Source organism: Pleomorphomonas carboxyditropha (assembly GCF_002770725.1).
Lineage (GTDB): Bacteria > Pseudomonadota > Alphaproteobacteria > Rhizobiales > Pleomorphomonadaceae > Pleomorphomonas > Pleomorphomonas carboxyditropha.
On the sequence record NZ_NQVN01000003.1, the window covers coordinates 264,135 to 290,354 of the forward strand.

Sequence of the window (26,220 nt, forward strand, 5' to 3'; positions counted from 1 at the left end):
TTGAGGCCGGCGCGGCTTGTCCGCCGCCGGTCTTCTGCTAGTCTCTCGCCATGGTTTCACGCCGCCTCGCCCGCGAAGAGGGCCACCGCCGCAAGTTCCTCTGCGTCGTCGACGACACGCCCGAATGCGACCGGGCGGTGGTCTACGCGGCGACGCGCGCCCGGCACACCGCCGGCGGCCTGGTGCTGCTCTACGTCATCCCGCCCGGCGACTTCCAGCATTGGCGCGGCGTCGAGGAGGTGATGCGGGCCGAGGCGATGGACGAGGCGCGGCAGCGGCTGGCCGCCACCGCCGAGCGGGTGCACGCCTTCGCCGCCGACATCGAGGCGGAGCTCATCATTCGCGAAGGACAGGCGGCCGAGGAGATCCACCGGCTGATCGAGGAGGATCGCGACATCGCCATCCTGGTGCTGGCCGCCGGCACCGGCAGCGAGGGCCCCGGCCCGCTGGTCACCTCGGTCGCCGCCCGCTCCGGGCCGCCCTTCCCCATTCCGGTGACCATCGTGCCCGGCGACATGAGCGACGGGGACATCGCCGCCGTCGCCTGAGCGGTCGCGTCGATTTATGTCCGCAGGTTCACCGATTGTTCATTGGCAAAGTCGGAACTATCCTCTAAAGATCAAGTTTAGACATGTTCCAATCAGGCGAGCCTGAGGAGCCCCACACGATGTTCATCCAGACCGAGTCCACGCCCAATCCGGCCACGCTGAAGTTCCTGCCCGGGCGGGTCGTCCTCGAAGGCAGCCCGCGCGAATTCCTGACGCCCGAACAGGCGGCGGTATCGCCGCTGGCCGGCGCCCTGTTCGAGATCGCCGGCGTGACCGGCGTGTTCTTCGGCGCCGACTTCATCACGGTGACCAGCCGCGACGCGGACTGGGCGCACCTGAAGCCGGCGGTGCTCGGCGTCATCATGGAACACTTCATGTCGGGCGCGCCGATTCTCACATCCGTCGAGACGGCGGCGGGCGCCGAGGACTTCGATCCGGCCGACGCCGAGACGGTGTCGTCGATCAAGGAACTGCTCGACACGCGCGTGCGGCCGGCGGTGGCCGCCGACGGCGGCGACATCACCTTCCGCGCCTACAAGGACGGCGTCGTCTACCTCAACATGCGCGGCGCCTGCGCCGGCTGCCCGTCGTCGACGGCGACGCTCAGGAACGGCATCCAGAACCTGCTGCGCCACTTCCTGCCGGACGTGCGCGAGGTGCGGGCCGTCGCCTGACCGATCATTCCTTCCTTACCGTTGCGCGCCGCCGGCTTGCCGGCGGCGTTGTCGTTCCGGAGAATTCCCCCACGCACATTCAAGATAGCGTGAAAGCGGCGTGATTATCGGGTAATCTCCGGCAGATTTGCTTTATCGGACACTTTTATCGAACAATCTGTCAGCCGATCGCGGACTATTCGAGCCTAGCGACGGGGCCTAATTCGGAGGCGAATTCGCTTCTCCCACGAAAGGCTTTTCCATGTCCGCCCTTCTCGCCGACGATACCCTCGACCGCCTGTTCCGCGACGGCCGCTCCTACAATGGCTTCCTCGACAAGCCGGTCTCCGACGAGACGCTGAAGACACTGGCCGAGCTCGTCAGCCTCGGTCCCACCGAGGCCAACACCCTGCCCGGCCGCTTCGTGTTCGTGAAGTCGCCCGAAGCCAAGGAAAAGCTGCTCGCCGCCATGGCGCCCGGCAACCAGGCCAAGACGAAGACGGCGCCGATTTCCGTCATTGCCGGCTACGATCTCGATTTCTACGAAAACCTGCCGAAGACCTTCCCGCACGCCGACGCCCGCTCCTGGTACGCCGGCTCGCCCGACGAGCGGCTGCAATTCTCGGCGCTGCGGTCGGCCTCGCTGCAGGTCGGCTATCTCACCATGGCCGCCCGGGCGCTGGGGCTCGACGTCGGCCCGATGGCCGGCTTCGATGCCGCCGCCGTCGACGCCGCCTTCTTCCCCGACAGCCGCGTCCGGACCTTCCTGGTGCTCAACCTCGGCTATGGCGACAAGGCGTCGCTGTTCCCGCGCCTGCCACGCCTTGCCTTCGACGAATACGCCCGCATCGCCTGACCACCCCTGGAACAGGCCGCAACGAAGCCTCGCCGGCGACGGCGGGGCTTTTTGCCGGCGGCTACATCATCGGCACGCGCTTTTCCGGGCTGCGGCAGAGGTCGGCGACGATGCAGCGCCCGCATTCGGGCCGCCGCGCCTTGCAGACGTAGCGGCCGTGCAGGATCAGCCAGTGGTGGGCGTGCTGACGGTAGGCTTTCGGCACCACCTTTTCGAGGCCGAGCTCCACCTCGATCGGCGTCCGGCCGGGGGCGAGACCCAGCCGGTTGGCGACGCGGAACACATGGGTATCGACGGCGATGGTCGGCTCGCCGAAGGCGATGTTAAGCACGACGTTGGCCGTCTTGCGGCCGACGCCCGGCAGCGCTTCCAGCGCCGCCCGGTCGTGCGGCACCTCGCCGCCGTGCTCGCGCACCAGGATATCGGAGAGGGCGATGACGTTCTTCGCCTTGTTGCGGTAGAGACCGATGGTCTTGATGGCCTCCCTGAGGCGGTCCTCGCCGAGCGCCAGCATCTTCTGGGGCGTATCGACCGTCTCGAACAGCGGCCGCGTCGCCTTGTTGACGCCGGCGTCGGTGGCCTGGGCGGACAGCGTCACGGCGACCAGAAGCGTATAGGGGTTGACGGCGTGGAGCTCGCCACGCGGCTCCGGGTTGGCCGCCTTGAAGATGGCGAACAGTTCCTCGATCTCGGCGGCGCTCATCGGTTTCGTCGGCGGAATGGGTTTGTCGACATCCTCGGATGCGACGGCGACGGCAGGCTTTCTCGGCACGGGAATACTCCGGACAAGGCGCAACGACGCTTTCTATAGCCGGATTTGCCGCCCGGCGGCGTCAGCAGCGCCGCTTTCCCGTCTGCCGATGTCGCTTTTTTTGCGCTTTTTCTGCCGACGTGCGAAAATCGGGTGGTTGGATCGCCCGCCGCTCCCTAACTTCGCATCGCACCCTTGATGGAGGACGCGATGGACGCCATTACGCTGACCGACAACCTCACCTCGCCGCCGATGTCGGCGAGCTGGCTGCACGAGGGGCTGCGCATGGCGGGCGAGGTCATCCTCGATCGCGATCACAGCGACTATGTCCTCGTGCGCGACACCATTCGTTTCATCTCCGAACGCTGGCGCGACCAGCCGGAGCTCGAGACCATCGCCGCCGCCGTCGGCACCGACGCCGGCCACCTGCACCGCCTGTTCACCCGCTGGGCCGGCCTGACGCCCAAGGCCTTCGTGCAGGCGCTGACCCTCGACGAAGCGCGGCGGATGCTCGACCAGTCGTCGTCGATCCTCGACACCGCCTACGAGGTCGGGCTGTCCGGACCGGGGCGCCTGCACGACCTGTTCGTGACGCACGAGGCGATGAGCCCGGGCGCCTACAAGGCGCGCGGGGCGGGCGTGACCGTTGCCTACGGCTTCCACCCCTCGCCCTTCGGCACGGCGCTGGTGATGGCCACCGACCGCGGCCTCGCCGGCATCGCCTTCGCCGACCCCGGCGAGGAGCAGAAGGCGTTCCGCGACATGTCGGCCCGCTGGCCGGCCGCCACCTATGTGCAGGACGAGGCGGTGACCGCGCCCTATGCGCGGCAGGTGTTCGATCCGACGGTGTGGTCGCAGGACCGGCCGATCCGACTGGTGTTCATCGGCTCCGATTTCGAGGTGCGCGTCTGGGAGACGCTGCTCCGCATCCCGCTCGGCAAGGCGACGACCTATTCGGACATCGCCCGCCACATCGGCAATCCCAACGCGGCGCGGGCCGTCGGCTCGGCGGTCGGCCGAAACCCCCTGTCCTTCGTCGTGCCCTGCCATCGCGTGCTCGGCCGGGAAGGCGACCTCTGCGGCTACCACTGGGGCCTGACGCGCAAGAAGGCCATTCTCGGCTGGGAAACCGGCCTCGCCCGCCGGCTCGGCGGCGCCGAGGTGGAGAAAGGCTGAGGCCGATTTTTCCTTCCGGAAACGGAAACGCCGCGACGGGGGTCCCATCGCGGCGTTTCGCTTTTTTCAAAAGGCGCCGGCAATCAGGCCGACAGCACCTTCTTCGACTTGATCGAGCCGTCCTCGTTGAGCTCGTAGACGATCGGCTCGCCGGTGTTGAGCTCGCGGGCGACGATCTCCTCGCCGGAGAGCTTCTCGAGGTCCATGATGATCGAGCGCAGCGAGTTGCCGTGGGCGGCGACCAGCACGTTCTCGCCCTTGAGGACGCGCGGCAGGATCTCGGCGTTGAAATAGGGCAGCGTGCGCTCGGCGGTGTTCTTCAGGCTCTCGCCGCCCGGCGGCGGAACGTCGAACGAACGGCGCCAGATGTGCACCTGCTCCTCGCCCCACTTGGCACGGGCGTCGTCCTTGTTGAGGCCGGTCAGCTCGCCGTAGTCGCGCTCGTTGAGGGCCTGATCCTTGATGGTCTCGAGGCCGGGCTGGCCGACTTCGTCGAGGATGAGGCGCAGCGTATGCTGGGCGCGCGTCAGGACCGAGGTGTAGGCGATGTCGTACTTGTAGCCGAGCGCCTTGAGGCGGGTGCCGGCGGCGGTGGCTTCCTTGACGCCCTGGGCGGTGAGGTCGGGATCCTTCCAGCCGGTGAACAGGTTGAGCAGGTTCCACTCGGACTGGCCGTGGCGGACGAGGACCAGAATGCGGCTCATGGGCTTTTCTCCAGTTGATCGTTTCGTTGCGGGCCGGAACCGACCATCGGTCCCGGAGCGTTCGGCAGCCGGCCATCGCCCCTTGCCGGGGCGCGGCCGGAATTTCGTCAATCCTTGAGGCCGAGCACGTCGGCCATGTCGTAGCGGCCCGGCTTCCGCCCACGCGCCCAGAGCGCAGCGCGGACCGCTCCCTTGGCGAACTGCGCCCGGTCTTCCGCGACGTGCCTCAGTTCCAGCCGCTCGCCGGCGCCGGCGAAATAAACGGTGTGGTCGCCGACCACCGAACCGCCACGCAGCGTGGCAAAGCCGATGGCGCCCTGCGGACGCGGGCCGGTATAGCCGTCGCGGGAGCGGACGGCGTAGTCGTCGAGCTTGATGTCGCGGCCGCGCGCCGCGGCCTCGCCGAGCAGCAGCGCCGTGCCGGAGGGCGCGTCCACCTTGTGGCGGTGGTGCATCTCCAGGATCTCGACGTCGAAGTCCGGTCCGAGCGCCCGGGCGGCCTGCTCGACCAGCACCGCCAGGAGGTTGACGCCGACGCTCATGTTGCCGGACTTGACGACTGTCGCATGGCGGGCGGCGGCGTCGATCCTCGCCTCGTCCTCGGCCGAGCAGCCGGTGGTGCCGATGATATGGGCAATACGCGCCTGGGCGGCCAGCTCGGCGAATTCGACGGTGGCGGCCGGGGCGGTGAAGTCGAGAATGCCGTCGGCGCCGACCACGGCGGCGAGCACGTCGGTCGTCAGCGGCACGCCGATCTCGCCGATGCCGGCCAGGATGCCGGCATCCTCGCCGATCACCGGGCTGCCGTCGCGCTCGATGGCCGCGTGCACCGTCACGCCGGGCGTCTCCGAGACGATGCGCACCAGCGTTCGTCCCATGCGCCCGCCGGCGCCGACGACTACGAGCTTCATGTCCGACATGTCCGACCTCGCCGGTTCAGGGGTGAACACCGTTGCCATGGCGGCCTTCTATCATGCGAGCGCCGCAAGGTAATCCTTTAGTCGCAAAAAACCTTCGGGATCACGCTGGAAAAAACGCGTATTCACGCGGATTTGCGCCCCTCATTCTTCAGTCACGCGGCTGACGGCGTCGAGAATGAGCGCGATGTCCTCGGGCCGCGACAGCCGATGGTCGCCGTCTTTCACCAGCGTCAGCACTACATCGTCGTCAACGAGACGATCGACGATGCGCTGCGCGTGCGTGTAGGGCACCGATCTGTCGGCCATGCCCTGGAGGATGATGATCGGCACGCCCAGCCGGATCGGCGCGTCGAGCAGATTGTGCCGGGCCCCGTCGCGGAAGAAGTCGGCGGCGAGCCGGTAGGCCGGGCTGCCGTACTCGCCGGGAAGCTCGATGGCCTCGCCGGCATCGACGCGGGCGCGCGCTTCGGGCGGCAGCGCCGGATAAAACAGCTTGTCGGTGAAGTCGGGGGCCGGCGCGACGAGAACCGCGCCCTTGAGCCCGTCGAGATGCTCATGGGCGAGGAGCAGCGCCATCCAGCCGCCCATCGACGAGCCGACGACCACGAAGTCCGGCCCGGCCTCGGCGGCGACCACCGCCTTCGCCTCGGCGAACCAGCGGCCGATGCGGCCATCCTCGAAGGCGCCGTCCGAGCCGCCATGTCCGGAATAGTCGAAGCGCACCACCTTGCGGCTGTGCCGGCGCCCCCAGGCCGCCACCGCTTCCGCCTTGGCGCCGGTCATGTCGGACCGAAAGCCGCCGAGCCAGACGATCGTCGGGCCGGCGCCGTCGGCGACGAGGCCGCGAATGGTTCGGCCGTCGTCCGGCATGGTGATGCTGATCGGCCGGTCCGTCATCTTACTCCGCTCCCCGCTGCCACCGCGCCCGGTTCCTGGCCGGCACCCGAGGCAATTGCCGCTTCTTTAGCCCATTTCCCTGCCGATCGCCGTCTGCGACCTTGACTTTTTCGCACTCTCCAACGATTTTTAGCCCGTTGTCCAGTTTGCGAGTCCGCGCTTCACGGGAAGAAGCGGTTCGCTATGAGGACAGCCGGCCATCGGTGGATGGCGCCTCTATTTCAAAGGTGCGATCGGTTTGACGATCAAGGTCCTTGACATGGTCGGGCGCTGACCTATCCGAGCGGTGGTCGTTTTCGAAAACTTCAGAGGAGTTGACAGCCATTCGTCGTCCGTTCCGAGCCACCGCCCCCGTCAAGGAAGGTCCGCGCATCAATCGCGAAATCCGGGTCCCTCAGGTCCAGTTGATTGGCGAGGAGGGTGACAACCTCGGCGTTGTCGCGATCGCCGATGCCTTGGCCGCCGCCGCCGACGCCGGTCTCGACCTCGTCGAGATTTCCCCGAATTCGACACCTCCCGTCTGCAAGATCCTGGACTTCGGCAAATACAAGTTCGAAGCCCAGAAGAAAGCGTCGGAAGCCCGCAAGAACCAGAAGATCGTCGAAATCAAGGAAGTCAAGCTCCGGCCCAACATCGACACGAACGACTACGACGTGAAGATGAAGAGCATGCTGCGCTTCTTCGAGGAAGGCGACAAGGTCAAGGTGACGTTGCGTTTCCGCGGCCGCGAGATGGCTCACCAGGACCTCGGCTTCAAGCTTCTGCAGCAGGTCAAGGAACAGACCGTCACGGTCGCCAAGGTCGAGAGCGAGCCGCGCCTCGAAGGCCGTCAGATGGTGATGCTGCTCTCCCCGCGCTGAGGGCGCCGGTTTTTCCGAAAAGGCTCCGGGCGGCCCGACCGCGCCGGAGCCTTCGTTTTTTGAAAGCCGGCTCGGCGAAATGGCGCCGTTCAAACGGCCGCTGATTTCGGGCGATTCCTCAAGTCTTGCGCGAATCCGCCTTGCGCCCAACGGCCTTTTCGGCTAGAAGCCCAGCCACTTCAGGTCGCCCGGCGTGGAGACGGCTTGCCGTGTCCAAGGGCATGCCGTGGCGACCGTGGAAGCTCAGCCCCGGACAGACCGTCTAGGCCTCCGCGGAATTCCGCGATGTCGGCCGGTCTTTACGGAAAGACAAAGTCAGCGAGAGCCCGCAAGGGATCTCCAAACACTCGGAAACGAGCAAAATGCCCAAGATGAAGACGAAGTCGGGCGCCAAGAAGCGCTTCAAGGTGACGGCCAGTGGCCACATCAAGTCCGCCCAGGCCGGCAAGCGCCATGGCATGATCAAGCGGACCACCAAGTTCATCCGTAAGGCTCGCGGCACCACCGTGCTGTCCAAGCCGGACGAGATCATCATCAAGAAGAACTTCCTGCCCTACGCCTGATCCCGCGCGATCATACGGCACTCACTATCGAGGAGACTGAATTATGGCGCGCGTCAAGCGGGGCGTCACGTCCCATGCCAAGCACAAGAAGGTTCTAGAGGCCGCCAAGGGCTATCGGGGCCGTCGCAAGAATACCATCAAGACCGCCAAGGCGGCCGTCGATCGCGCGATGCAATATGCGACGCGCGACCGCCGGGCCAAGAAGCGCAACTTCCGCGCTCTCTGGATCCAGCGTATCAACGCTGCCGTCCGTGACGTCACCGGCGGCGAGCTGACCTATGCTCGCTTCATCGATCTCCTGGCCAAGGCCGGGATTGCCATCGACCGCAAGGTGCTGTCCGACCTCGCCATCAGCGAGCCGGCGTCGTTTAAGGCCATCGTCGAGAAGGCCCAGGCTGCCGCCTGATCGGCGACAGCGCGGGGCCGATCGCCGATCGGCCGCCCCCGACATTACGAGAGCGGCGCGCCGATCGGTGCGCCGCTCTTTTCGTTTCCAGGGGTGCAATCGCCGGTGAGACGGGCTAGAAGCCACCCATCAGACATATCGGGGCCAGAACAAGCGTCATGACCGACATCGAACAGCTCGAAGCCTCCATTCTCGACGACATCCACGCCGCCGGCGACGAAGCCGCCCTCGAGGGCGTGCGCGTCGCCATCCTCGGCAAGCAGGGGTCGGTGTCGGCTCTGCTCAAGACGCTCGGCGCCATGAGCCCCGACGAGCGGCGGACGCGCGGCGCGGCGATCAACGCGCTGAAGGACCGGGTCGGCCTCGCCATCGCCGACCGCAAGGCGGTGCTGAAGGCCGCCGCTCTCGACGCCCGTCTCGCCCGCGAGACGGTGGACATCTCGCTGCCGGTCCGTCCGGGGCCGCTCGCCGAGGGGCGCATCCATCCGGTGAGCCAGGTAATCGACGAGATCACCGCCATCTTCACCGACATGGGATTTGCCGTCGCCGAAGGTCCGGACATCGAAACCGACCACTATAATTTCACGGCGCTCAACTTCCCGCCGGACCATCCGGCGCGCGAAATGCACGACACCTTCTTCCTGAAGCCGAAGGAGGACGGCTCGCGCCTGCTGCTCAGGACCCACACCTCGCCGATGCAGGTGCGCACCATGGAGGCGCAGAAGCCGCCGATCCGCATCATTGCGCCCGGCCGCACCTACCGCTGCGACAGCGACGCCACCCACACGCCGATGTTCCACCAGGTGGAGGGCCTCGTCATCGACGAGACCACCCATTTCGGCCATCTCAAGTGGGTGCTGGAGGAGTTCCTGAAGGCCTTCTTCGAAGTGGACGAGGTCAAGACGCGCTTCCGGCCGTCCTTCTTCCCGTTCACCGAGCCGTCGATGGAAGTCGACGTCGGCTGCCGCCGCTCGGGTTCGGAAATCCGCATCGGCGAAGGCGACGACTGGCTGGAGATCTTGGGCTGCGGCATGGTGCATCCCAACGTCATCCGTTCCGCTGGCCTCGATCCCGACGTCTACCAGGGCTTCGCCTTCGGCATGGGCATCGACCGCATCGCCATGCTGAAATACGGCATGCCCGACCTCAGGGCCTTCTTCGACGCCGACGCCCGCTGGCTGAAGCACTACGGCTTCCGTCCGCTCGACCTGCCGAGCCTCTACGGCGGTCTGACGGGGTAAATAACAGGAGTTTCCATATGCTGAGCATTGCCGAACTCAAGCCCGTCATCGAAGAGAAGCTGCGCGGCCACCTCGATCGGTTCGGATTCCGGGCCGTGGATGTCAGGGCGGACCAAGACCACCATGGCGATCCTGTCGTCGTGGCGGACGCTCACTATCGCGAAGGGGCGCCGACACTGGATTCTCGGGCGAAGGTGCAGGCCATCAATGACATCATGCGCTACATGGTCGAGAAGGGCGATGACCGCTTTCTGTGGCTGCGAAGCCATTTCGATGGTGATGTCTTTGCCGAAGACGATCAGTCGGAGAAGCCGTCATGATTGCCGATGACCTTCTTCAACAGGCAAAAGACCTGCTGAAGGCCGATTCCAGGAGACCGCGCCAGACCAGTCTGAGACGTGCTGTCAGCGCAAGCTACTATGCTCTGTTCCATGAAGTCTGCCGCCTGTCTGCCGACGCTCTGGTCGGAGCGGGACGATACGGCAGCCCCGCCTGGGTACGAGTTTACCGAGCGTTGCAACACAATCAGGCGGCCAAACGGTGCAAGCAGGTTGCCGCGCGCAATCTCCATCCGACCGCCAACAGCATCGGCGCCGTGTTTCCCGCCCTCCAGTTCGAGCGCCATACCGCCGACTACGATCCGACAGGATTTGCCAAGGGACGCGAAGAGGTTGAACGGCTGATCAGCGATGCTGAAACAGCGGTCGCAGATCTTCGGGCTATGCCGATGGATGTCAGGTTGGAGCTGTCCACCTGCCTCCTGTTCGATGACCGCCGATAAGGCCCCGAGAATCGGAAGATAATTCCATGAAGTTCACCCTCAGCTGGCTGAAAGACCATCTCGATACCGACGCTTCGCTCGACGAAGTCGTCGAGGCGCTCACCATGGTGGGCCTGGAGGTGGAGGAGGTCTCCGACCCGTCGGCGCCGCTCAAGCCCTTCGTGGTGGCGAAGATCGTCACCGCCGACAAGCATCCCAACGCCGACAAGCTGAAGCTGCTCTCCGTCGACGCCGGCAAGGGGCCGGTGCAGGTGGTGTGCGGCGCGCCCAACGCGCGGGCCGGCCTCAAGGGCGTGTTCGCCCTGCCCGGCGTGGTCATTCCGGCCACCGGCGCCGTGCTGGAAGTCGGCACCATTCGCGGCGTCGAGAGCCGCGGCATGATGTGCTCGGAGCGGGAACTCGGCCTGTCCGACGAGCACAATGGCATCATCGAGCTGCCCGAGGACGCCCCCGTCGGCGTGTCTTTCGCCGACTATCGCGGCGGCGCCGATCCGGTGATCGACATTTCCATCACCCCCAACCGGCCCGACTGCCTCGGCGTGCGCGGCATCGCCCGCGATCTGGCGGCGCGCTGCCTCGGCACGCTGAAGCCCGATCCGCTGGCGCCGGTCGCCGGCGCCTTTCCCTCGCCGGTGCCGATCGCGCTGAAGTTCGACGGCGACGACACGCCCTGCCCGGTGTTCGCCGGCCGCGTGGTGCGCGGCCTCAAGAACGGGCCGTCGCCGAAGTGGCTGCAGGACCGGCTCAAGGCGATCGGCCTCAGGCCGATTTCGGCTCTGGTCGACATCACCAACTACCTGACCTTCGACCGGGGTCGGCCGCTGCACGTCTACGACGCCGACAAGCTCTCCGGCACCATCTGCGCCCGCCTCGGCAGGGCGGGTGAAAGCCTGCTGGCGCTCGACGGCAAGACCTACGCGGTCGACGACAGCATGTGCGTCATCGCCGACGACGCGGCCGTGCTCGGCCTTGGCGGCGTCATGGGCGGCGAGACCACCGGCTCGACCGAAGCCACCACCTCGGTCTTCATCGAAAGCGCCTATTTCGATCCTGGCCGCACCGCCCGCACCGGCCGCCGGCTGGGCCTCAATTCCGACGCCCGCTTCCGCTTCGAGCGCGGCATCGATCCCGGCTTCGTCGTCGCCGGCCTGGAGCTGGCGACGCGGATGGTGCTCGACCTCTGCGGCGGCGAGGCCTCAGACGTGGTGGTGGCCGGCAGGGAGCCGCTGCAGAACAAGGCGATCGACTTCCCGCTCTCCGAGGTAAAGCGCCTCTCCGGCCTCGACCTTCCGGCCGACACCATCACCGGCACGCTGGAAAAGCTCGGCTTCTCGGCGACGGGCAGCGGCGGCAGCCGCTCGGTCGCCGTGCCGTCCTGGCGGCCGGACGTCCATGGCAAGGCCGACCTCGTCGAGGAAGTGGTGCGCATCGTCGGCCTCGACCAGGTGAAGACGACGGCGCTGCCGCGCCTTGCCTCGGTGTCGCAGAAGGTGCTGACGCCGCTGCAGATCCGCACCCGCCGCGCCAAGCGGGCGCTGGCGGCGCGCGGTTTCGTCGAGGCGGTGACCTGGTCGTTCCTCGCCAAGCCGGTCGCCGTGCTGTTCGGCGGCGGCGCGGCCGAGCTCGAACTCGCCAACCCGATCTCCGCCGACATGAGCGACATGCGGCCGAGCCTGATCCCCGGCCTCGTCGCGGCGGTCAAGCGCAACGCCGATCGCGGTCTTGCCGACCTCGCGCTGTTCGAGGTGGGACAGGTGTTCGCCGGCGATCGGCCGCAGGACCAGAGCGTCGCGGCAACCGCCGTGCGCGAAGGCAGCGCCGGGCTTGCCGGCTCCGGCCGCCATTGGGCCGGTTCGGCACCCACCGTGACCGCCTTCGACGCCAAGGCCGATGCGCTGGCGCTGCTCGATGCGCTCGGCGTCGATGTCTCGCGCGTGCAGATCGTCCGGTCGGCGCCGAGCTGGTTCCACCCCGGCCGCTCGGGCAGCATCCAGCTCGGGCCGCAGACCGTGCTCGCCCATTTCGGCGAACTGCATCCGGCGGTTGTCGAGGCGCTGGACGCCGAGGGGCCGATCGTCGCCGCCGAGGTGATCCTCGATCGCATTCCGGTCGCCAAGGCGAAGGCCGGCCGCAGCAAGCCGGCGCTGGCGCTGTCCGCCTTCATGCCGGTCAGCCGCGACTTCGCCTTCGTCGTCGACGACGGCGTCGAGGTGGCGAAGATCGTCAAGGCGGTGCAGGGCGCCGACAAGAAGCTGATCGGCGGCGTCGACGTGTTCGACGTCTACCGGGGCGAGCACGTGGCCGCCGGCCAGAAGTCGGTGGCCATCGCCGTGACGCTGGCGCCGAGCGACCGCACGCTGACCGACGATGACATCGATAAGGTGTCGAAGGCGATCGTCGCCGCCGTGCAGAAGGCGACGGGGGCGAGCCTGCGCGGCTGAACCCCGAAAGGCGCGAAAATGGCAAGGGCCGCGGGAGACCGCGGCCTTTTCCGTCACTTCGCCACGAGGACCTGGGAACACTCGGGCGGCAGATCCTTCAGGGTGATCTCGGGCGGCGGCGGCTTGGGCTTGGACGGTTTCGTCGGCTTGGGCGGCGGCGGCGCGTACCAGCTCCGGAGCTCGGCGCCGCAGCCATCGCCGGACGGCGGCTCAGCCTGGGGCTTGCAGGTCGGCGAATTGCGCGGACAGGCGATGCGAATGTGAAAATGGTAATCGTGACCCCACCAGGGGCGCACCTTCGAGAGCCAGGCGCGGTCGCCGGTCGCCCGCTCGCAGAGCGCCTTCTTGATGGCGCGGTTGACGAAGATGCGCTCCACTTCCGGCTGCTTCGCCGTCAGACGAATGATGTTGAACTGCCTGTCCGAGAATTTCTTAGGATCGACGGTGAGCGTGTCGGGCGCCAGCATCGACACGGCGCTCACCCGCTCCCGCTCGTCGTAGGTCAGTTCGCGCTTCGGCATCGGCGTCAGCCAGATGTCGGCATCGAGCCCGATCTGGTGGCTGGCGTGGCCGGACGACATCGGGCCGCCGCGCGGCTGCGACATGTCGCCGACGAGCAGGCCGTTCCAACCGACCGCCGGCGCCTTGGCCGCAAGGTGCTCGAGGAAACCGACCAGCGCCGGATTGCCCCAGTTGCGGTTGCGCGACAGGCGCATCACCTGCCAGGTCGGGCCGTTGACCGGCAACAGCGTTGCGCCGGCCAGGCAGCCGCGCGCATAGGAACCGATCGACCGGGCGGCAAGCGGCGCCGGGGCCGCCGCAGAGCCGAACAGTTGCTTGGCCGGCGTTTCGGCGGCGGCGGGCAGGACCGCGGCGATGAGGAAGAGGGCGGCGAGGCGACACGACATGGGATCATTCCGGCATCGAGGACCCGTCCATGCTGCGCCCTGCCGGATTAACCGGAGATTAACCAGCTTCACTCGCCGATCGACGGGCGCAACGGCAGCACCGGCAGAGAGCCCGTGATGTCGATGCCGGAGGGTCTGGCGGAGAAGATCGCGCCGGCCGGTCCCGAGGCGACCTCGGTGATCCAGGATGGCCGCTCGCCCCTGATCAGGCGGGCGGCGAGCCCCTCCGGCGCCCGCTCGGCCATCTGGTTGAGCTCGGCGTCGCCCATGCAGGCGGCGAGATAGCCGGCGCCGGTCGCCCGGAAGGCAGCTTCGGGGTCGGCACCGGTGAAGACGGCGTCAACCGCGAGAATGCCGTGGGCGTCGCGATGATAGGGCGCCGCCAGCACGCCATGCGGCGTCGCCTTGAGCAGGAAGGCGCCGAAGTTCGAGGTGGCGACAACGAGGCCGGGCGGACGGGGGCCGAGCACGTCGCCGAAGAAGGCACGGCAGTCGGTCATGGTCGCCGCTTCGGCGGCGTCGATATCCGGGCGAGCGGTGAGCCGGTCGACCGCCATGACGACAAATGTCCACAACATGGGGACCGCAACGAGCCAGGTCCAGCGCCGGGCGACCGAACGCGCATCGTCCTGCCCGGCGGTCGCCTTGACGGCCAGAGCGGCGACGGCGCCTACGGCGGCCGAGGCGACGATCTGGGCGCCGACCAGGGCGCGCAACTGCATCACCCCCAGCAGCACGGAACCACCGAGGATGGACAGCACGACGGTAAAGGCCGGCCGGTCGGCGGTCGGCATGCGGCGGAGCGCCAGCGCGCCGAGCACAAGGGCGGCAAAGGGCGCTATGTAGAGCGGCGGCACCAGATCCGGCCGCCCTTCAAGAGTGGCGATGAGACCTTGCGCCTCGGAAACGCGATCGAGCCAGATCGGCCGAATGGCCGGATCGACCCCGCCGTAGGGTCCGGCAAGGCAGATCGGGAACAGCACGGCGGCGATCGTCACCAGGAGCGAAGCGACGGCGATCAGCGCGCCGCCGCGCATGAGAAGGCCGGGCAGGCCGTCGTCGTGACCGCGCAGGGCGGCGGCCAGCACGATGACGGCGGCGCCGCCGACGAGAACCGGCGTCAGATAGGCGAAGGACAGGGTATCGCAGGCCGGCACCAGCCAACGCGATGGCGGGATGGTCGCGGCGGCGGCCAGCAGCGTGCCGGCCATCAGCGCGCCGGTGAACAGCATGAAGCCGCGCCGCCAGCGATCGGCGTCGATGATCCAGGCGATGGCGAGACCGAGGATGGCCAGGAGAACGGCCAGCAGCGTTTCCATGCCGACGGCGAGACTGATCGCCGCCGCCATGCCGGCGACAAGCGGCCAGCGGCGGGCGCCGTCGGCTCGCACCAGCCCCATCAGCACGAAGGCGACCAGAACGGCCTGAACGTTGTGATGGTCGAGGTCGCCGGGCAGGAAGACGCCTTTCACCTGCGGCGACAGGAAGATCATCAGGAGCGTGACGAGCCGGGCGATCTCGCCGCCGAAGCGACCGGCGGCCGAAGCCAGGGCAAAGGCGAAGGGGATCACCAACAGCACCGGCCAGAGGTTGGCGGCGAACAGCTCGGCGCCGGCGCGATCCGTAAACGGGCTCGCGGCGAGAATAATCGTGGCGATCGGCAGGTCGACCAGGCGCGACCAATGCATCAGCACGCCGTCCGGAGGGTCGAGGCGATACTGGGTAAGGTCGAACCAGCCCTGACCGGCGAGAAGGTCGCGCACCTCGACGAGGCGCATCATGGAATCGGGATCGCTCCAGCCGGGCCCGAGATCGGTCAGCCGGTGGACGGCCACAATCCCGATGACCAGCAACCCCAGCGCGGCGGCGAAGAGAAGGCGGGCACGCGGGCCGAGACGGGAGAGGGCAAGAGGGGCGCCAAGGGCGCCTTGTTTGGAATTCATTGACCAAAGCCGACGACAGGACGTGGGAAAGCCCGGCACACGCGAAGCGTCGTTAGCCTTGCCTTAACACGATGGATAAAAGGTAAAGGCGGCGCGCCGCCGTCCGCGGTCCGCATCCTTCGGATGACCTCCATGACCGCAAGCGACCTCGCAACCGACGCCACCTTTCCGGGTCTCGACATCGCCGTCGTCCTGCCCTGCTACAACGAGGGGGCGACGATCGGCGCCGTCGTGCGCGGGTTCCGGACGGCGCTGCCCGAGGCGCGGGTCTGCGTGTTCGACAACAATTCCTCCGACCGCACCGCCGTCGAGGCGCGTGTCGCCGGCGCCGAGGTGATCCGCGAGGAGCGGCAGGGCAAGGGCCATGTGGTCCGACGCATGTTCGCCGACATCGACGCCGACGTCTACGTCATGGCCGACGGGGACGGCACCTACGATCCGCGCGACGCCGTCGATCTGGTGCGGGCGCTGGTGACCGAACGGGCCGACATGGCGGTCGGCGTCCGCCGCAACGTCACCGTCGACGCCGGCCGGTCCGGCCACGCCCTCGGCAACCGGTTGTTCAACGGCCTCTATCGGCGGCTGTTCGGGCCCGACTTCAGCGACGTGTTCTCCGGCTACCGCGCGTTCACCCGGCGCTTCGTCAAGAGCTTCCCGGCCGTGTCGCACGGCTTCGAGATCGAGACGGAGATGGCCGTGCATGCCGGCCAGCTACACATTCCCACCGTGGAACTGCCGCTCGATTACGGCCGCCGCGTCGAGGGAGCGCCCTCCAAGCTGCGTACCTTCCGCGATGGCTTCCGCATCCTGATGATGTTCGCCATGCTGGTGAAGGAGACGCGGCCGAGCCTGTTCTTCGGCGCACTCTCGGGCCTGTTCGCCGCAGCCTCGGTGGTCCTTGCCCTGCCGGTTTTCGCCACCTACGTCGAGACCGGCCTGGTGCCGCGCCTGCCGACGGCGCTGCTGTCGACCGGCCTGATGATCCTGGCGGCGCTGCTGGCCACCGCCGGCCTCATCCTCGACAGCCTCGCCCGCGCCCGGGTCGAGCAGAAGCGCACCCTCTATCTCTCCATCCCGGCGCTGAAGCGGCGGGAAGACGCCACCGAAGCGGCGACGGCGGCCAATCTCGCGGCGCTCCGCGATCTCCTGCGCCGGCTCGATGACCCGTCCGACCGTCGCAAGGCCGGCTGACATGGCGCTCCCCGTCCGGAGGCTTGGCGGATTTGCCCTGGCCGGTTTTACCGGCTTCGTCGTCGACGCCGGTCTGACGGAAGCGCTCGCCGGCTTCGGCGTCAGTCCTTATATCGGCCGCGTGTTCGCGGTGGCCGTCGCCATCGCCGTCACCTATGCGATCAACCGGAATCTGACCTGGAAAGAGCGGCGCGCGCCGGTGCCGGGCCGCCGCACGCGCTATGTCGCGGTGTCGCTGATCTCGATCGCCGCCAACTATCTGATCTTCGCCGCGGCCCTTGCCGCCATACCGGGCCTCAGCCCGGCGATCGGCGTGGCGGCCGGCACCGGTGTCGGCATGGTGATGAACTTCGCCGGCTATTCGCGCCTGGTCTTCACGGGGAGCGAGGATCAGGCGGCGTAGCGACCGGCATCGGCGCCGTAATAGCGGACATAGCGCTCGGAGATACGCTCGACGGGCAGCACGATCATCACGTCCGTGGTGCCGAAGGGGCGATCGACGACGGCGCCGCGGCCGACCATGGCGCCGAGGCGAAGATAGCCCTTGATGAGCGGCGGCATGCCGGCGAGCGCCGTGCGCATGTCCACCGCCTCGATCGGCAGGCGGTTCATGGCGACGGCCCGCTCGGGCCGTGCCTCCACCAGCCAGTCGGCGTTGGCCGACGCGTGATGGTGAAGGAAGGACAGCGGCAGGGCGAGCGCATCCGGATCGGTGCCCTCGAAGGAGGCGCAGCCGATCATGGCGTCGATGCCGTGATTGAGCACATAGGCCCAGATGCCCTGCCACAGCAGCTCGACGGTGCGCTTGCTGCGATAGGGCTTCATGACGCAGGAGCGGCCGAGTTCGAGAAACTCGAGGCCGGCGTGGCGGGCGAGAAGCGGCTCGATGGCGAATTCGCCGGCCGTGTAGAAGCCGCGATGGCGCTCGGCGACCTTCTGGCGCAGGAGGCGGTAGGTGCCGACGATGCGCGGCCGCGCCCGGCGGAACGGCCGGATCTCGACGTCGTCATGATCGAGAACCAGCAGGTGATCGCAATAGCGGTCGAAGGCGTCGGCATCGCGGCGGCGGAGGAAGGTGCGCGGATCGGCGGTCGCCTGCATTTCGCCGTAGAAGACGCGATAGCGCAACGCCTGGGCAGCGCGCACCTCGGCCGCCGAACGGGCAAGCCGCACCTCCAGCGCGCCCAGCCGGCCTAAAGTAGACGTAGATTCCGGGACACGATGCAAAGCGTTCCCTGCGAACGCGGAGAAAAGCCGACCGCCGACAGCAGAAATTTGGTCAGGTCTCATCGGTCGGACACTCCTTCAAGAGCCAGTTAGGTCGGCGCAAGAACGCTGCGACTAAGCCGTTTTATCTCAACCATCACATTGTCCAAACACTGAGATGACAATTCGCAGACAATTTAATGACAGGCCACAGCCAAGCTCAAAAGCACACAAAGCGAAGGGCGTTTAGAGAGTGTTTTCCATCTTGTGATATCGACGGAGCATGACCACAAGGATTTTCGCCTTATGCCACCGTCGCCTTTCCCTGCGTCAGTGAACTTGGTTACGCCTCGATTTTCACTCGGCATTTTAGGGTTTTCAATCTTCTATGTCGCTTACGACGCGATCGTTGGCTTTCCGCCAAGAGGTCAATTTTATGTCATCGGCCGGGATTTCGCTAATATGTGGATGGGCGCGCGCTTAGCGCTCTCGGGCGATATTACGACGCTGTTTGACTGGCCAGCTTATGTAGCACTGCTGCGAAAAACTTTCTGGCCAGAATTCGCCGTCCACAATTGGTCCTATCCGCCACACGTCCTGCTCTTTGTTTGGCCCCTTGGTCTGCTACCCTACCATGCTGCGCTGATCCTCTGGGATGTCTTGGGCTTGGCTGCTTTCTTTGGCGCGACAAAGCTCGCCTTTCGATCGCTGCCGCCCGCACGCCGGACTTGGCTTTCACTCGCAACCGTCGGCGCTCCGGTCGTCGCCCTTAACATCGTTCTCGGGCAGGTCGGGCTTTATATCGGCGCACTATTGATCGCTGCCTGGATCTTGCGCAACGACCACCCTGTGGTGAGTGGCATTCTGATCGGCCTGCTAACCATGAAGCCGCATCTCGGGCTGCTTCTTCCGCTCGTACTGTTGGCTGAACACCGCTACAAAGTCATCCTATCCGCAGCGATAACCTTCATTATTCTCGTTGTTACGACGTCCCTCGCATTCGGTTGGTCGGTTTTTCCCGACTATCTCGCCTATGTTGGCCCGGCGCAACTTCATGTGCTCATGACTTACGAGCGACTTGACTGGATTATGCCGACGCCGATGCTTATGGCGCGCACCTTAGGCTTGCCGATTAACTATGGCTGGGTCTTCGTCGGCATCGCTGCCCCCTCCGCCCTCGCTGCCTTTCTTTATGTGCTGTGGCGAAGGGCTGAGGATACCGTAAAGCTCGCAGCTCTGGTGACCGCGACAATTCTTATTCTGCCTTATGCTTTCAGTTATGATACCGCGCTTCTCATCATGCCTCTAGTTCTGCTTATGGATAGAATGGACAAACCATGGCAGCAAGCAATCCTGCTCAGTGTCTACATGCTGCCGGCACTTGGCCTTGCCGCGGCCATATCGGGTATACCGCTTGCCACCGCTTCGTTGGTCGCTTTTGTAGGTTTGCTCATTTACGACATTCGTAGAGCCTCCAAACAGGTCTATGCCGACGCTGTCGGAGAATCTTGCCCCCCTCTAGCCTGACGCTACGGTGCATCCAGCTTCTTGCGCCGCCTTCGCCGGCAACTTATATACCGGCCGAATTCGGGGAGTTCCCCGGTCAGCATTCAAAGGAAAAAAACGGGGACCGGCCGGGGATCCGGCGTCAAGCCGAATGCCTCGGAAGAGGGTTCGGACGGTCTGCCTGAATGGAGTGACGAAATGGGCAAGGTTATCGGCATCGACCTCGGAACGACCAACTCCTGCGTCGCCATCATGGATGGCAAGAACGCCAAGGTAATCGAGAACTCGGAAGGCGCGCGCACGACGCCGTCGATCGTCGCCTTCGCCGACGGTGGCGAGCGTCTGGTCGGCCAGCCGGCCAAGCGGCAGGCGGTCACCAATCCCGAGAACACCATCTTCGCGGTGAAGCGCCTGATCGGCCGGCGGTTCGAAGATCCGATGGTCGCCAAGGACAAGGACCTCGTGCCCTATGCCATCGTCAAGGGCGACAACGGCGACGCCTGGGTGAACGCCGACGGCAAGAAATATTCGCCGTCGCAGATTTCGGCCATGACGCTCGCCAAGATGAAGGAGACGGCCGAGGCCTATCTCGGCACCAGCGTGACGCAGGCCGTCATCACCGTCCCCGCCTATTTCAACGACGCCCAGCGTCAGGCCACCAAGGACGCCGGCAAGATCGCCGGCCTCGAGGTGCTGCGCATCATCAACGAGCCGACGGCGGCGGCGCTCGCCTACGGCCTCGACAAGTCGGACCACTCCAGGACCATCGCCGTCTACGACCTCGGCGGCGGCACCTTCGACATCTCGATCCTGGAGATCGGCGACGGCGTGTTCGAGGTGAAGTCGACCAACGGCGACACCTTCCTCGGCGGCGAGGACTTCGACATGCGGCTCGTCAACTATCTGGCCGACGAGTTCAAGAAGGAGCAGGGCATCGACCTGCGCGGCGACAAGCTGGCGCTGCAGCGCCTGAAGGAAGCCGCCGAGAAGGCCAAGATCGAGCTGTCTTCCTCGGCCCAGACCGAGATCAACCTGCCGTTCATCACCGCCGACGCCAAGGGCCCCAAGCACCTGACGCTGAAGCTCACCCGCGCCAAGTTCGAAGCCTTGGTCGACGACCTCATCCAGAAGACCGTCGAGCCCTGCAAGGCGGCGCTCAAGGACGCCGGCCTCAGCGCCGGCCAGATCGACGAGGTGGTGCTGGTCGGCGGCATGACGCGCATGCCCAAGGTGCAGGAGACGGTGAAGCAGTTCTTCGGCCGCGAGCCGCACAAGGGCGTCAACCCGGACGAGGTGGTGGCGATCGGCGCCGCCATCCAGGCCGGCGTGCTGGCCGGCGAGGTCAAGGACGTGCTGCTCCTGGACGTGACGCCGCTGTCGCTCGGCATCGAGACGCTGGGCGGCGTGTTCACGCGCCTCATCGACCGCAACACCACCATCCCCACCAAGAAAAGCCAGGTGTTCTCGACCGCCGAGGACAGCCAGAGCGCGGTGACCATCCGCGTCTTCCAGGGCGAGCGCGAGATGGCGGCCGACAACAAGCTCCTGGGCCAGTTCGATCTGGTCGGCCTGCCGCCGGCGCCGCGCGGCGTGCCGCAGATCGAGGTGACCTTCGACATCGACGCCAACGGCATCGTCAACGTGTCGGCCAAGGACAAGGGCACCGGCAAGGAGCAGCAGATCCGCATCCAGGCGTCGGGCGGCCTGTCGGATTCCGACATCGACAAGATGGTGAAGGACGCCGAGGCCAACGCCGCCGCCGACAAGGTGCGCCGCGAGGCGGTCGAGGCGAAGAACCACGCCGAGGCGCTGATCCACTCGACCGAGAAGTCGCTTGCCGACTTCGGCGACAAGGTCTCCTCGTCGGACAAGTCGATCATCGAAAGCGCCATCGCCGACCTCAAGGCGGTGATCGATTCGAACGATGCCGAGGATATCAAGGCCAAGACCAACGCCCTTGCCCAGGCGGCCATGAAGCTCGGCGAGGCGATGTATGCCGCCCAGCAGCAGGGCGGCACCGAGGAGAAGCCGGGCACCGAGGGCGACGACGTCCTCGACGCCGACTTCGAGGAGGTCAAGGACGACAAGAAGAACGGCTGAGGCCGGGCTTCCTTGCGTATCCGGCTCCCCGGTCGACTAGCCGGGGAGCCGTTCCCTGTTGAGAATGGGCGGAAGGCGCCGCCCGTTTCCTCGCACCTCGGGACAGACGATGGCCAAACGCGACTATTACGACGTGCTGGGCGTTCCCCGCGACGCCGACGAAAAGACGCTGAAGAGCGCCTTCCGTAAGCTCGCCATGCAGCTGCATCCGGACAAGAATCCGGGAGACGCCACCGCCGAGAGCCGCTTCAAGGAAGCCAACGAGGCCTACGAGGTCTTGAAGGACCCGCAGAAGAAGGCGGCCTACGACCGCTTCGGCCACGCCGCCTTCGAGAACGGCATGGGCGGGCGTGGCGCCGATGCCGGCTTCGGCGCCTCGATGGCCGACATTTTCGACGACATCTTCGGCGAATTCATGGGCGGCGGCCGCCGCAGCCGGCCGAACGGCCGCGAGCGCGGCGCCGACCTTCGCTACAATCTCGACATCACGCTGGAGGAGGCCTTCACCGGCAAGACCGTCGAGATTCACGTTCCCACCTCGATCACCTGCGTCAAGTGTTCGGGCACCGGCGCCAAGCCGGGCACCAGCCCGCAGACCTGCCGCACCTGCGGCGGCAGCGGCAAGGTGAGGGCGAGCCAGGGCTTCTTCACCATCGAGCGCACCTGCCCGACCTGCCAGGGCCGCGGCGAGACCATCGCCAACCCCTGCGACGCCTGCTCGGGCACGGGGCGCATCACGCAGGAGCGGACGCTGTCGGTCAACGTCCCGGCCGGCATCGAGGACGGCACGCGCATCCGTCTCTCCGGCGAGGGAGAGGCCGGCCTGAGGGGCGGCCCGGCCGGCGACCTCTATATTTTCATCTCGCTCAGGCCGCATGTGTTCTTCCAGCGCGACGGCGCCGATCTCCACTGCCGCGTGCCGATCTCGATGACGACGGCGGCGCTGGGCGGCGAATTCGAAGTGCCGACCATCGACGGCGGCAAGACCAAGGTGCGCGTGCCCGAGGGCACGCAGGCCGGCAAGCAGTTCCGCCTGAAATCGAAGGGCATGCCGGTCTTGCGCTCGCGCGACATCGGCGACATGTACATCAACGTCACGGTCGAGACGCCGCAACGCCTGACGCGGCGCCAGCGCGAGCTGCTCGAGGAGTTCGAGCGCGAATCGTCGGGCGAGAACAATCCCGAATCAGCCGGGTTCTTCGCTCGCGTCCGCGATTTCTTCGATAATCTCGGCGGTTGAGCCCCTTCCGTCAAAATACCGACATGACGCAGGATGAGCCTGCGGCCAGGCGGTGTTGCAGGTCGAACTGGAGATCGGGATGTTCGTGCACCGGGTGCGGGATGAGGCGGTGGCCGAGGCGCGCCGCGTGCGCTGCCAGTATTCGGAAGACCTGAAGTTTCTGAGGAGCTGGGCGGCAAAGCCGCTCACCACCGGCGCGGTAAGCCCATCGGGGCGCTCGCTGGCCCGCGCCATGGCGGCGGTGGTCGATCCGGCCTGGGACGGAACGGTGGTCGAGCTCGGTCCGGGCACCGGCGCGGTCACCACCGCGCTTCTCGAGCGCGGCGTCGCACCGGAGCGCCTCCTGGCCGTCGAATACAATCCCGAGTTCGCCGAGCATATCCGCGCCCGCTTTCCGGGGCTTCGCGTCAAAGTCGGCGACGCCTATGAATTTGCCGACACGTTGCGGCATGCCGGCGTCGCCAACGTGGCCGCCGTCGTGTCGTCGCTGCCGCTGTTTACCCAGCCGCCGCTTCGCCGCCGCCATCTCCTCGAACAGGCGATGAGCGCCCTGGAGCCGGGCCGGCCGTTCATCCAGTTTTCCTATGCGCTGGTGCCGCCGCTTCCCGCCGAGGCCGGGCGCTGGACGCTGGACGTCAGCGGCTGGATCGTCCGCAACCTGCCGCCGGCCCGCGTCTGGACCTATCGCAAGGCGTGAGACGGAGGTCACGCCTCTTCGCGCGTGACCGATTCGTCCGGCGATGCGTTTTCGGTTGGCGTCAGATCCATCTCAAGGCAGCAATTGCAGTGCAGCCGCGCGCACATCCGGCAAAGACGGCGGCGGTCGTAGCCGCGCGCCGCGTGGTCGCGCAGCATCCGATCGACGAGCCGGCCGAGAAAATCCCGCTCCTCGGCGGAAAGCCCGGCCAGGAAACCCGCGCTCACGGCGAGGCGGCGATCCTGCAATCCATCCGCCCGGCGCCGGCCGGCGGCGGTGATCTCCACCAGCACCTCGCGACCGACCCGGCGGCGGCGATGCAGCAGGCCACCGGTTTCCGGCCGATCGACGAGGCGGACGGTTGCCGAATGCGTAAGGCCGACGATGGCCGCGATCTCACCGATGCTCGCCGGAGGGTTGTTGGCGGCGGTGATCAGGGCGGCGACGGCGGTCGGCGCGAGATCGTCATCTCCGGCAAGCGTGGCATCGGTGACGGCCAGTGACAGGGCGGCGAACTTGTTCGGCAAGTGCATGTCCACGTCTTCCCGCCTTTCCTCACATCCGTCCCCGGTTTCCGGGCGACGCTCGCAGCATCGAAATTCGGGCCGCTTCTCATTGATAAACGAATACAACAGCGTGCACCGCTCCGAAAAACACTTATCGCGTTCATGACATATGGCGGGCCGGCCGATGCCGTAGATCCGGCGCCGGAAAACCTTGGTCTCGCGACATGGCGGGTGCTTGGCGGTGGCCCGGGGGAATGGTATTAGCCGGCCATGACGACACAGCCGCTCTCCCATATCCGCAACTTCGCCATCATCGCCCACATCGATCACGGCAAGTCGACGCTCGCCGACCGCCTGATCCAGGCGACGGGCACCGTCGCTCAGCGCGACATGAAGGACCAGATCCTCGATTCGATGGACATCGAGCGCGAGCGCGGCATCACCATCAAGGCGCAGACCGTCCGGCTGGCCTACAAGGCGAAGGACAGCGAGACCTACACGCTAAACCTGATGGACACGCCCGGCCACGTCGACTTCGCCTACGAGGTCAGCCGGTCGCTGGCCGCCTGCGAGGGCTCGCTCTTGGTCGTCGACGCCAGCCAGGGCGTCGAGGCGCAGACGCTCGCCAACGTCTACCAGGCGATCGACAACAACCACGAGATCGTGCCGATCCTCAACAAGGTGGACCTGCCGGCCGCCGAACCGGAGCGCGTCAAGGGCCAGATCGAGGACGTGATCGGCCTCGACGCGTCGGACGCCGTGGAGATTTCCGCCAAGACCGGCCTCAACATCGAGGGCGTGCTGGAGGCGATCGTCAAGCGCCTGCCGCCGCCCAAGGGCGATCCGGACGCGCCGCTGAAAGCCATGCTGGTCGATAGCTGGTACGATGCCTACCTCGGCGTCATGGTGCTGGTGCGCATCATCGACGGCGTGCTGCAAAAGGGCATGAAGGTCCGGATGATGCGGACCGGCGCCGTCTACGAGGTGGAGCGGGTCGGCTATATGACGCCCAAGCTCCAGCTCTGCGACAAGCTTGAGACCGGCGAGGTCGGCGTCATCACCGCCTCGATCAAGGAGGTGGCCGATACCGCCGTCGGCGACACCATCACCGACGAGCGGCGGCAGACGGCCGAGCCGCTGCCGGGCTTCCGGCCGGCCCAGCCGGTGGTGTTCTGCGGCCTGTTCCCGGTCGACGCCGCCGACTTCGAGGACTTGCGCGCCGCCGTCGGCAAGCTGCGTCTCAACGACGCCAGCTTCTCCTTCGAGATGGAGACCTCGGCCGCCCTCGGCTTCGGCTTCCGCTGCGGCTTCCTCGGCCTCCTGCACCTCGAGATCATCCAGGAGCGGCTCGAACGCGAGTTCAACCTCGACCTGATCGCCACGGCGCCGTCGGTCATCTACAAGATGAAGCTGACCGACGACACGGAGATCGAGCTGCACAATCCGGCCGACATGCCGGAGGTGACGCGCATCTCGGAGATTTCCGAGCCGTGGATCCGCGCCTCGATCATGACGCCGGACGACTATCTCGGCGCCATCCTGAAGCTCTGCCAGGACCGCCGCGGCGTCCAGATCGACCTCAGCTACGTCGGCAGCCGGGCCATCGTGCAATACGACCTGCCGCTCAACGAGGTGGTGTTCGACTTCTACGACCGGCTGAAGTCGATCTCCAAGGGCTACGCCTCCTTCGACTATCACCTCAGCGACTACCGCGAGGGCGACCTCGTCAAGATGCAGATCCTCGTCAACGCCGAACCGGTCGACGCGCTGTCCGTGCTCGTCCACCGCAGCCAGGCGGAGCGGCGCGGCCGGGCGATGTGCGAGAAGCTGAAGGACCTCATTCCTCAGCACATGTTCCAGATCCCGATCCAGGCGGCGATCGGCGGCAAGATCATCGCCCGCGAGACCATCCGGGCGCTCCGCAAGGACGTGCTCGCCAAGTGCTACGGCGGCGACGTGACGCGCAAGCGCAAGCTCCTCGACAAGCAGAAGGAAGGCAAGAAGCGGCTCCGCCAGTTCGGCAAGGTGGAGATCCCGCAGGAGGCCTTCATCGCGGCGCTGAAGATGGACGATTGAGCGGGCTTTCGGACAGGCACCATCGAGGCCGGACCGCCGGCCAGACCCGT

At 66.6% G+C, this 26,220-nt stretch carries 26 protein-coding genes; 18 read left to right on the top strand and 8 right to left on the bottom strand.

Annotated features, from left to right (window positions below; genetic code table 11):
* The first annotated feature begins 50 nt into the window (after positions 1 to 50).
* The 3 genes from CJ014_RS08300 (at position 51) to CJ014_RS08310 (ending at position 2,057) form a co-directional block, all read left to right on the top strand.
* Positions 51 to 548, top strand: coding sequence for a universal stress protein (locus tag CJ014_RS08300; RefSeq protein WP_100079999.1), 498 nt, complete (start codon positions 51 to 53; stop codon positions 546 to 548).
* Positions 549 to 667: 119 nt separating this feature from the next.
* On the top strand, positions 668 to 1,222 hold the full coding sequence (locus tag CJ014_RS08305; protein WP_100080000.1) for a NifU family protein: 555 nt from the start codon (positions 668 to 670) through the stop codon (positions 1,220 to 1,222).
* 241 nt (positions 1,223 to 1,463) lie between these two features.
* Positions 1,464 to 2,057, top strand: a complete 594-nt coding sequence (locus CJ014_RS08310) for a malonic semialdehyde reductase (protein WP_100080001.1) — start codon at positions 1,464 to 1,466, stop codon at positions 2,055 to 2,057.
* 61 nt (positions 2,058 to 2,118) lie between these two features.
* Here the strand turns inward: CJ014_RS08310 and nth are convergent, their stop codons facing one another.
* Entirely contained in the window at positions 2,119 to 2,829 is a 711-nt protein-coding gene (nth, locus tag CJ014_RS08315; protein ID WP_425351901.1) for an endonuclease III, read from the bottom strand.
* A gap of 264 nt (positions 2,830 to 3,093) precedes the next feature.
* Here nth and CJ014_RS08320 point away from each other — a divergent pair, with 264 nt between their 5' ends.
* Positions 3,094 to 3,984, top strand: coding sequence for a methylated-DNA--[protein]-cysteine S-methyltransferase (locus tag CJ014_RS08320; protein WP_207765704.1), 891 nt, complete (start codon positions 3,094 to 3,096; stop codon positions 3,982 to 3,984).
* Positions 3,985 to 4,067: 83 nt separating this feature from the next.
* Here the strand turns inward: CJ014_RS08320 and CJ014_RS08325 are convergent, their stop codons facing one another.
* The 3 genes from CJ014_RS08325 to CJ014_RS08335 form a co-directional block, all read right to left on the bottom strand.
* Positions 4,068 to 4,688, bottom strand: coding sequence for a 2,3-bisphosphoglycerate-dependent phosphoglycerate mutase (locus CJ014_RS08325; RefSeq protein WP_100080002.1), 621 nt, complete (start codon positions 4,686 to 4,688; stop codon positions 4,068 to 4,070).
* Positions 4,689 to 4,795: 107 nt separating this feature from the next.
* Positions 4,796 to 5,608: a 4-hydroxy-tetrahydrodipicolinate reductase gene (gene dapB / locus CJ014_RS08330; RefSeq protein WP_100080003.1), complete on the bottom strand. Its 813-nt coding sequence runs from the start codon at positions 5,606 to 5,608 to the stop codon at positions 4,796 to 4,798.
* Between the two features lie 141 nt (positions 5,609 to 5,749).
* Positions 5,750 to 6,505, bottom strand: coding sequence for an alpha/beta hydrolase (locus tag CJ014_RS08335; RefSeq protein ID WP_100080004.1), 756 nt, complete (start codon positions 6,503 to 6,505; stop codon positions 5,750 to 5,752).
* A gap of 323 nt (positions 6,506 to 6,828) precedes the next feature.
* On the opposite strand from CJ014_RS08335, the gene infC reads away from it, so the two are divergent.
* The 7 genes from infC to pheT all read left to right on the top strand — a co-directional run bounded on the left by infC (position 6,829) and on the right by pheT (position 12,797).
* Complete coding sequence (infC, locus tag CJ014_RS08340) at positions 6,829 to 7,365, top strand: translation initiation factor IF-3 (RefSeq protein ID WP_100080111.1); 537 nt, start codon at positions 6,829 to 6,831, stop codon at positions 7,363 to 7,365.
* 362 nt (positions 7,366 to 7,727) lie between these two features.
* Complete coding sequence (rpmI, locus tag CJ014_RS08345) at positions 7,728 to 7,928, top strand: 50S ribosomal protein L35 (RefSeq protein ID WP_026789928.1); 201 nt, start codon at positions 7,728 to 7,730, stop codon at positions 7,926 to 7,928.
* Between the two features lie 43 nt (positions 7,929 to 7,971).
* A complete protein-coding gene (rplT, locus tag CJ014_RS08350) occupies positions 7,972 to 8,334 on the top strand; it encodes a 50S ribosomal protein L20 (RefSeq protein ID WP_100080005.1) in 363 nt (120 codons plus the stop codon).
* 158 nt (positions 8,335 to 8,492) lie between these two features.
* Positions 8,493 to 9,575 carry a phenylalanine--tRNA ligase subunit alpha gene (pheS, locus tag CJ014_RS08355; protein ID WP_100080006.1) on the top strand — a complete coding sequence of 361 codons (1,083 nt, stop codon included), beginning with the start codon at positions 8,493 to 8,495 and terminating at the stop codon, positions 9,573 to 9,575.
* A gap of 17 nt (positions 9,576 to 9,592) precedes the next feature.
* Complete coding sequence (locus CJ014_RS08360; protein WP_100080007.1) at positions 9,593 to 9,895, top strand: hypothetical protein; 303 nt, start codon at positions 9,593 to 9,595, stop codon at positions 9,893 to 9,895.
* Positions 9,892 to 10,356 (top strand): hypothetical protein, encoded by a 465-nt coding sequence (locus tag CJ014_RS08365; protein ID WP_100080008.1) that lies wholly within the window; start codon positions 9,892 to 9,894, stop codon positions 10,354 to 10,356. The genes CJ014_RS08360 and CJ014_RS08365 overlap by 4 nt, the downstream gene beginning before the upstream one ends.
* A 26-nt stretch (positions 10,357 to 10,382) precedes the next feature.
* Positions 10,383 to 12,797: a phenylalanine--tRNA ligase subunit beta gene (gene pheT, locus CJ014_RS08370; protein WP_100080009.1), complete on the top strand. Its 2,415-nt coding sequence runs from the start codon at positions 10,383 to 10,385 to the stop codon at positions 12,795 to 12,797.
* 53 nt (positions 12,798 to 12,850) lie between these two features.
* On the opposite strand, the gene mepA is transcribed toward pheT, so the two are convergent.
* Positions 12,851 to 13,705: a penicillin-insensitive murein endopeptidase gene (gene mepA / locus CJ014_RS08375; protein ID WP_100080010.1), complete on the bottom strand. Its 855-nt coding sequence runs from the start codon at positions 13,703 to 13,705 to the stop codon at positions 12,851 to 12,853.
* Positions 13,706 to 13,773: 68 nt separating this feature from the next.
* Complete coding sequence (locus CJ014_RS08380) at positions 13,774 to 15,648, bottom strand: hypothetical protein (protein ID WP_100080011.1); 1,875 nt, start codon at positions 15,646 to 15,648, stop codon at positions 13,774 to 13,776.
* Positions 15,649 to 15,780: 132 nt separating this feature from the next.
* On the opposite strand from CJ014_RS08380, the gene CJ014_RS08385 reads away from it, so the two are divergent.
* Both CJ014_RS08385 and CJ014_RS08390 read left to right on the top strand, forming a co-directional pair.
* Positions 15,781 to 16,839: a glycosyltransferase gene (locus CJ014_RS08385; protein WP_100080012.1), complete on the top strand. Its 1,059-nt coding sequence runs from the start codon at positions 15,781 to 15,783 to the stop codon at positions 16,837 to 16,839.
* Position 16,840: 1 nt separating this feature from the next.
* A complete protein-coding gene (locus CJ014_RS08390; protein ID WP_165790796.1) occupies positions 16,841 to 17,242 on the top strand; it encodes a GtrA family protein in 402 nt (133 codons plus the stop codon).
* On the opposite strand, the gene olsB is transcribed toward CJ014_RS08390, so the two are convergent.
* A complete protein-coding gene (gene olsB, locus CJ014_RS08395; protein ID WP_100080014.1) occupies positions 17,230 to 18,129 on the bottom strand; it encodes a l-ornithine N(alpha)-acyltransferase in 900 nt (299 codons plus the stop codon). The genes CJ014_RS08390 and olsB overlap by 13 nt on opposite strands.
* Positions 18,130 to 18,351: 222 nt before the next feature.
* Here olsB and CJ014_RS08400 point away from each other — a divergent pair, with 222 nt between their 5' ends.
* The 4 genes from CJ014_RS08400 to CJ014_RS08415 all read left to right on the top strand — a co-directional run bounded on the left by CJ014_RS08400 (position 18,352) and on the right by CJ014_RS08415 (position 23,588).
* Entirely contained in the window at positions 18,352 to 19,572 is a 1,221-nt protein-coding gene (locus CJ014_RS08400) for a glycosyltransferase family 87 protein (RefSeq protein WP_100080015.1), read from the top strand.
* A gap of 177 nt (positions 19,573 to 19,749) precedes the next feature.
* Positions 19,750 to 21,651 carry a molecular chaperone DnaK gene (gene dnaK, locus CJ014_RS08405; protein WP_100080016.1) on the top strand — a complete coding sequence of 634 codons (1,902 nt, stop codon included), beginning with the start codon at positions 19,750 to 19,752 and terminating at the stop codon, positions 21,649 to 21,651.
* Between the two features lie 109 nt (positions 21,652 to 21,760).
* Entirely contained in the window at positions 21,761 to 22,891 is a 1,131-nt protein-coding gene (gene dnaJ, locus CJ014_RS08410; RefSeq protein ID WP_100080017.1) for a molecular chaperone DnaJ, read from the top strand.
* A 79-nt stretch (positions 22,892 to 22,970) separates the two neighbouring features.
* Positions 22,971 to 23,588: a class I SAM-dependent methyltransferase gene (locus CJ014_RS08415; RefSeq protein ID WP_118847911.1), complete on the top strand. Its 618-nt coding sequence runs from the start codon at positions 22,971 to 22,973 to the stop codon at positions 23,586 to 23,588.
* Between the two features lie 8 nt (positions 23,589 to 23,596).
* Here CJ014_RS08415 and CJ014_RS08420 read toward each other — a convergent pair whose 3' ends face one another.
* Positions 23,597 to 24,220, bottom strand: a complete 624-nt coding sequence (locus CJ014_RS08420; RefSeq protein ID WP_133121821.1) for a MarR family winged helix-turn-helix transcriptional regulator — start codon at positions 24,218 to 24,220, stop codon at positions 23,597 to 23,599.
* Positions 24,221 to 24,364: 144 nt separating this feature from the next.
* Here CJ014_RS08420 and lepA point away from each other — a divergent pair, with 144 nt between their 5' ends.
* On the top strand, positions 24,365 to 26,170 hold the full coding sequence (gene lepA / locus CJ014_RS08425; protein ID WP_100080019.1) for a translation elongation factor 4: 1,806 nt from the start codon (positions 24,365 to 24,367) through the stop codon (positions 26,168 to 26,170).
* The last annotated feature ends 50 nt before the right edge of the window (positions 26,171 to 26,220 follow it).